Origin of the sequence: Hymenobacter profundi, assembly GCF_019334315.1 — a bacterium.
GTDB lineage: Bacteria > Bacteroidota > Bacteroidia > Cytophagales > Hymenobacteraceae > Hymenobacter > Hymenobacter profundi.
This window is the reverse complement of the sequence record NZ_JAHWGL010000020.1, coordinates 56,089-62,738: the sequence shown is the minus strand read 5'-3', so window position 1 is coordinate 62,738 and position 6,650 is coordinate 56,089. Positions and strand designations below refer to the sequence as shown.

The following is a 6,650-nucleotide window of genomic DNA, read 5'->3' as shown; positions in this document are numbered from 1 at the left end:
AGATCCCCTGCGGATGCTGATCTAAGTGTAACCACCCTACTGTCATCCTGAGCGGAGCGAAGGATCTTCTCACGATAAAACGAATTGTCAGATAGTAATTATCTAAAGACAGGTCGTTTTATCGTGAGAAGATCCTTCGCTCCGCTCAGGATGACAGCGTTTTAACTAGTTCCTAAATGACCAAGATAAGATCAACCACCGTCCTGGGCGTGCGCCACAATGGCCAGATTGCCATTGGTGCCGACGGCCAGGCCACCATGGACAAGCACGTAGCTAAGAACAACGTGCGCAAAATCCGCAAGCTGCAAGGCGGCAAAATCGTGACGGGATTTGCTGGCTCCACGGCCGATGCCTTCTCCCTGCTCGATAAGTTTGAGGAGAAGCTGGAAGGCTACGGCGGCAACCTGAAGCGCGCCGCCATTGAGCTGGCCAAAGACTGGCGCAAAGACCAGTACCTACGCAAGCTGGAAGCCATGATGATTGTGGTAGATAAGGACGAGCTGCTCATCATTGCCGGCTCCGGCGACGTACTGGAACCCGACAACGACGTGGCCGCTATCGGCTCCGGTTCTATGTTTGCTCAGGCCGCCGCGCTGGCCCTCAAGAAGCACGCGCCCCACCTCACGGCCCGCCAGATGGTAGAGGAAGCCCTACACATCGCCGCCGACATCTGCATCTACACCAACCACAACCTCATTATCGAGGAGCCTAGTTGATTAAGCTAGTAGCTAATAGCTGTTGGCTGTTAGCTTTCGTACAGTACATACTGTCGGTTTGCTTTTCAAAAATGTTTCAAAGGCTAATAGCCATCAGCTAATAGCTAACAGCTTAAAAAAATGAACGTAACCAACTTCCTCAAGCACCACTACCGCCACTTCAACGCCGCCGCGCTCATTGATGCGGCCGAAGGCTACAACAAGCACATTGCCGAGGGCGGTAAAATGATGATAACCCTGGCCGGCGCTATGAGCACCGCCGAAATGGGTATTCAGTTGGCCGAGCTGATTCGGCAGGATAAAGTGCAGATCATCAGCTGCACCGGCGCCAACCTGGAAGAAGATATTTTCAACCTGGTGGCACACGACTTCTACGAGCGCGTGCCCAACTACCGCGACCTGACGCCCGCTGATGAGCACGAGCTACTGAAGCGCCACATGAACCGCGTGACCGATACCTGCATCCCCGAGGAAGAAGCCATGCGCCGTATCGAGAATACGGTGTTGAAGTTCTGGGAAAAGGCCGACCAAGCTAGTGAGGCGTACTTCCCGCACGAGTTCTTCTACCAAATCCTGAAGTCGGGTGAGCTGGAGCAGTACTACCAGATCGACCCCAAAGATTCCTGGATGCTGGCAGCAGCCGAGAAAAACCTGCCCATCATCTGCCCCGGTTGGGAAGACTCTACCCTGGGCAACATCTACGCCGGCCACGTTATTTCAGGCGATATCAAGAACGTGCACACCATGAAGACGGGTATTCAGTACATGATTTACCTGGCCGATTGGTACACAGAGCAAGCCAAAGACGACAGCACGGTAGGGTTCTTCCAAATTGGCGGCGGCATTGCCGGCGACTTCCCCATCTGCGTGGTACCTATGCTGCACCAGGATTTGGGCCGCCACGGAGTGCCGTTGTGGGGCTACTTCTGCCAGATTTCGGACTCCACGACTTCCTACGGTTCCTACTCTGGCGCCGTACCGAACGAGAAAATTACTTGGGGCAAGCTGGGCCAGGACACGCCCAAGTTCATCATCGAATCGGACGCAACGATTGTAGCTCCGTTGATATTTGCGATGGTGCTAGGGCAATAAGTCTAGTTGTTACTACTACAGAAACGCCCGCCGCTGAATCCTCAGCGGCGGGCGTTTCTGTAGGTGGATGAAGAGATACGCATGCTATTCAACTTCTGATGAGTTCGACTAGCATACAACTTCAGAATGTATTCTCAAAGGTAAATATCTCTGATAATATAACTTTATTAATATAAATGGCATGGATTTAGCCTATACATCATCTTATAAATAACATAAGCTAGAATATCGATATAGCATTTTCATGCTGAGACTGTTGTGTTTACTGTTGCTATATACAGCCCATGTTTATTCGGCTGTTGCACAAGAGAAACCTTATTTACCTTACTATTCCAACGATACAGCCCGGGCTTACAAACTAGCAGTGCTACACCGTAGTGCGGTAAAAGCACATCTTACAGTGCCAAAAAGCGGCCCGAAGGAATACCGCGAACATTATCAAGAGGTAGTACAAGAAGCAGCCGAGGACGTATTCAATTCCATTCGCTATTCGGCTTTACTTGATTCGGAGCTGGAGCCGTACGTGCAGCAGGTATTTAACCGCATCGTGCAGGCTAACTCGCAGTTGCCTATTTCCGCAAAGCTAATACTCACCCGAAACCCCGAGCCCAACGCCCATGCCGTAGGCAATGGTACCGTGATGCTGAACGTTGGCCTGCTACCTCGACTGGAGAACGAAGATCAACTAGCCTTCATTTTATGTCATGAGTTAGCTCACGTAGCGTGTCGGCATATGGAGAGTAGCATGCAGGAGCAGCTTACTACCCTACACAGCCAAGAGGTGAAGCGAGAGTTTCGTCGCATTATCAACTCAGAGTATAACATTAGCTCTAAAATCAAAGCACTGGCATTAGGCTTTTCTCTCAACAACAACTATCACAGTCGTCGCCACGAGAAGCAGGCCGATTCGCTCGGGTACGTGCTGCTAACCCATACTGGCTACGATGCCACGCAAGCCTACCGGGCATTGCAGCTTTTGGATACCATTGACGAGCCCGAAACAACGGCGCCATTAGCGCTGTCAGCCTACTTTGGCTGCACTGCTTTCCCCAAATTGTTTGAGGCCGCTCCCACGAAGCCACAGTCCATCTTTACGGTGAAGGCATCGGAGAAAACAGTCTTGCAAACAACGGATACTCTTAAGTCGCACCCCGATTGTGCAAAACGGATGCGTTTCATGTCAATACTGGCGCAAGGCCGGGTAGCTGAAGGGCCGCAGCCTCTTAGCTCGCCAGTATTTGCACGTATTCGCCAAATTAGTCGGCTGGAGGTTGTGCAGAGCTGGTTTGACTACGACTGCTACGACCACGCCCTGTTCGAAGCATTGCAACTCCTACCTCAGCAGCCGCAGAACACTTACCTACGCTCGGTAGTGGTGCTAAGCTTATATGCTTTGCGACAGCATTTGCAGCATCATACCTATACCGAAGTGGTATCCAATAGATCAGAGCAGAATCCTGCCAGCTTCAATAAGCTGCTGCTGAGCTTGTATGACCTCCGGCTAGAAGATTTTAGAGGCATAAGTGCCTGCTTCGCAGAGAAGACCAGTTTGGATGCAACTGTTCCCGCCGACGAATACGACCTGGCCGCTCGCTATGCGGCTCGTGCGCTGACTACTGAAACGACAGCGGCGGCAGCTCTCAAAGTGCAGTACCAAAAGCAATACGCAGGAGGCAAATTCGATAAGCTGCTGTTTTCGGCGCAGCCACCGAAGACAGCAGCCGCGCATCGCTGATAACCTTTACTCTTCCACTTTTTTCACAACAGCTTATTCCTCACTTCTTACCCTTTGTTTTATGTTATGTATTAAACGGGCGGCTCTGACTGCCTGCTTTGCGCTGGCAACGGCGGCGGCTTTCGCGCAAACCAAAACGCTTGATGGCATCGAGAACATGACCCGCTCGGCGCTGTCACCAATTTATGCTGGCAATGAAGTGAAAGGGTATCTGATGTTTGGTCGGGGTGATAAAGCCGACCGAAAAACCGATAATTATGTACTCGACTTCTATGATCAGGACTTAGGCAAAGTATCTAACATCACAATTCAAAAGCCTGCCAACCGATTTACGCTGCTAAAAAATAGCTTCAACGGTACAGCCTTCGCCTTCTACTTCTGCAATCTGAAGGACGAAACGGTGGAAATTGAAACTTACGATACCAGCCTGAAAAAGCTAGGAAGCAAGGTAATCGAGGACTTGTCGAAAGTCGACAAGATGATCATTCAAAACCAGATGAAGCAGGGCGGAGAAACCAGCAGCGTATCGGGTAAAATGGATCTGTTTCCGGTGCCTGGTCATGGGTTTGTGCGCAACAGCTACACTGGTATGGCGAAAGGCTACGCCCTTGTGATGTACGACGATAATGCCAAGGCAAAATGGCGCTTGGCCTCCGATGAAAAGTCGAAACTCTACGAGATGGTCAGCCTCACGGAAGCAACTGATAAATACATTCTGGGCATTATGATGCGGAGAGATGGCATGTTATCGAAGCAAGTAAGCTCCTCCATGATAGCCATTAATGCAGCTACCGGAAAGAAAGTGCTGGATGTGCCGGTAGAAACAAGCAAAACCGAACAGCTTTCGCTTAGCTCGTTTACCTTCGACGCGGAGAAGCGTGAGTTTATAGCCGTTGGTGAATATTATAAGCTTGATGATAAGCCTTTTGTAAATAAAAGTCAGGGCTTTTTTATCAAACGCTTCTCCGAAGCGGGCAAAGCAGTGAGTACTAAAAACTACGGTTGGCAAAAAGAGGTAATGGCCCTTATGCCCGCCGAAGCAAAGGCCAGCCTGGAAGATAACTACGTGAACTACACCCAATCCATTGTGAAGGGGGCCAACGGCAAGATGTACATCGTGGCCGAGCAGTTCAAGATTGTGGGCGACGGAATGGGTATTGCACTGCGGGCTATGGGTGGTAAGGTTAGCGTTTCGAAGGGAAAAATCGGCAATATGTTGGTTTTCGAACTCGACCCGGAAGCAAAGCTTTCAAAGGTTAAGTTTTATCAGAAAGACCCATCCAATGCTATTCTTCCTCCTGGTTCTGGTCTGATGAGCGCCGGTTTGTTGGGACACGTCATCAAGTCGCAGGGCGATTTTGACTACCAGTTTATGCAGCGCAACGACGCGAATACACAGTTCAACGTGGTATACATCAACTTTGACAAGGAGAAAGGAGAAGATACCAAGCGCGTTATCGGCAACATTGCTTTCGGCGACAATGGGCAGTATTTGGAAGATAAGATCAATATGGCCAGTGCGGCTAACTACTCCTACCTGTATCCGGCCAAGCCTGGCTACGTGATGATAGCCGATTACTACAAAAAGAAAAATCAGCTAGGTATGAAACTGGTAAAGCTTAATATCTGATACCGCTACTCCTTTAAAAAGAAACCCCGGCCTGAGTCGGGGTTTCTTTTTGAAATTAAAAGGCCTAAAGCAACTAACAGTTTGTAGTGAGGTGTAATGCTCCATTCTGCAGTAAGCACAAAACAGCTGGAAACACTTACCTTCGAAGCAGTACCATACGGCTACTTCTTGCACTATGCCCATCGACCTCACCAGTTTCCTGCAACACACGCCCGACAGCGAAAAGACTACCCTCTACGTGCACGTAGACGAGGAAACAATAGAGACATACGATGCGCTGCTCATTGCCCAAACTCGGTACCGTAAGCTCTTCATCACGCTAGAGCCGAAGCGCCGCTACCTGGTACACACACAACCAGCCGATTCGGAAGACCTGGAAATCGACTTTTTGCAGGAGTATGAAGAGGTAGAAGCCCTGCTAGAGGATGCAGGGCTAGATGGCATCCACGATGGGGAACAGGGTATTCTCTATCACAATCTGCTCTTCCTGTTGATGAACCCCTAAAGATTCGCGGCTACCCTACTTACGCCCGCGGTAATCGGCTATCAACCCATCACAAATCCAATTAGCCAGCGCCTGTCGGTTGTCGTCGACCAGGAAACGGCGCTGGTCTTTGGCGTTGCGGATGTTGCCTAGCTCCATGAACACGGCCGGGGCATGGCTCGTGCGTACCTCGTAGAGCGTGCTGCGGGTAGACACATTGCCGGAGTAGGTGGCCCGATTGGGTTGGGCACGTTTGTAGCGGGCCGTGAACACTTTATGAATGTTCTTGGCGAGGCTCAGGCCTGCCTTGCTGTTGGCGTGGTGGTAGAAAAATACGTCGATGTTCTGGCCGGCGCTGCGGCTATCCACGTGCAGGCACAGCAGGCGTTGGTAGGCACCCTTGTGGCGGGCGTGGAGCTTGTTTACCTGCGTAATACGCTGGCGCAGGCGAGCCAACTGATTCAGCGGAATCACTTGATTGGGGTAGGTCACCTCGTCGTTATCCATTTTCAGCACGCTTTCGTCGCGGATACCGTCGTTGGGGTCCTGCACCATCATGTACACGGTGGCGTCGTGGGCCATTAGCACGCGGGCTAGGCGAAGGGTGATGTCGTAGGCATATTCGTCCTCGGCTAGCTTGTGCGTGCCGTACGTGCCGATGGCGCCAGGGTCGGGGCCACCGTGGCCGGGCGAGAGGTAGTACACCGCCCCGCGCAGGAGGTGGTCGCGCACGGGCGCCGGACCGTATTTGGGGCCAAACAGGGTGCGTGGCGAAATAGTAGCGCGCCTGGTAGTAGACGCCGGGGCGGTGACAGTCCGGGCCCTGCTGGCTGCCTTAGCGGGGGTAGCCGTCTTGCGGGGTAGAAGGTAGGTGCGGCCCACGATCAGGCCGTTGCGGCTCGTCAGATTCTTTTTGTTCAGCTCCCGAAACTGCCGGCCGTGTTGGCTCGGCGTGAGGCCGTGGCGGTAGAGCAGCGTGTGCACCCCGTCGCC

General features: G+C 51.8%; 6 protein-coding genes. 5 read left to right on the top strand and 1 reads right to left on the bottom strand.

Translation table 11 applies throughout. The annotated features are described in order from the left end of the window. Nucleotides 1–176: 176 nt before the first annotated feature. The 5 genes from hslV (at nucleotide 177) to KYK14_RS07595 (ending at nucleotide 5,678) form a co-directional block, all read left to right on the top strand. Nucleotides 177–716: an ATP-dependent protease subunit HslV gene (gene hslV, locus KYK14_RS07615; RefSeq protein ID WP_185283159.1), complete on the top strand. Its 540-nt coding sequence runs from the start codon at nucleotides 177–179 to the stop codon at nucleotides 714–716. A 120-nt stretch (nucleotides 717–836) separates the two neighbouring features. Continuing rightward, nucleotides 837–1,808: a deoxyhypusine synthase family protein gene (locus KYK14_RS07610; RefSeq protein WP_208305995.1), complete on the top strand. Its 972-nt coding sequence runs from the start codon at nucleotides 837–839 to the stop codon at nucleotides 1,806–1,808. A gap of 400 nt (nucleotides 1,809–2,208) precedes the next feature. Beyond that, nucleotides 2,209–3,543 (top strand): M48 family metallopeptidase, encoded by a 1,335-nt coding sequence (locus KYK14_RS07605; RefSeq protein WP_219158218.1) that lies wholly within the window; start codon nucleotides 2,209–2,211, stop codon nucleotides 3,541–3,543. Between the two features lie 61 nt (nucleotides 3,544–3,604). Then, a complete protein-coding gene (locus tag KYK14_RS07600; protein ID WP_219158216.1) occupies nucleotides 3,605–5,173 on the top strand; it encodes a DUF6770 family protein in 1,569 nt (522 codons plus the stop codon). A gap of 175 nt (nucleotides 5,174–5,348) precedes the next feature. Beyond that, nucleotides 5,349–5,678, top strand: coding sequence for a hypothetical protein (locus KYK14_RS07595; protein ID WP_219158214.1), 330 nt, complete (start codon nucleotides 5,349–5,351; stop codon nucleotides 5,676–5,678). Between the two features lie 15 nt (nucleotides 5,679–5,693). Here the strand turns inward: KYK14_RS07595 and KYK14_RS07590 are convergent, their stop codons facing one another. Further along, nucleotides 5,694–6,641, bottom strand: coding sequence for an N-acetylmuramoyl-L-alanine amidase family protein (locus tag KYK14_RS07590; protein WP_343217068.1), 948 nt, complete (start codon nucleotides 6,639–6,641; stop codon nucleotides 5,694–5,696). Nucleotides 6,642–6,650: the final 9 nt, after the last annotated feature.

Coding starts and splice junctions, on each gene's coding strand:
- KYK14_RS07595 (WP_219158214.1), top strand. CDS start 5,349: ATGCCCATCGACCTCACCAGTTTCCTGCAACACACGCCCGACAGCGAA.
- hslV (WP_185283159.1), top strand. CDS start 177: ATGACCAAGATAAGATCAACCACCGTCCTGGGCGTGCGCCACAATGGC.
- KYK14_RS07600 (WP_219158216.1), top strand. CDS start 3,605: ATGTTATGTATTAAACGGGCGGCTCTGACTGCCTGCTTTGCGCTGGCA.
- KYK14_RS07610 (WP_208305995.1), top strand. CDS start 837: ATGAACGTAACCAACTTCCTCAAGCACCACTACCGCCACTTCAACGCC.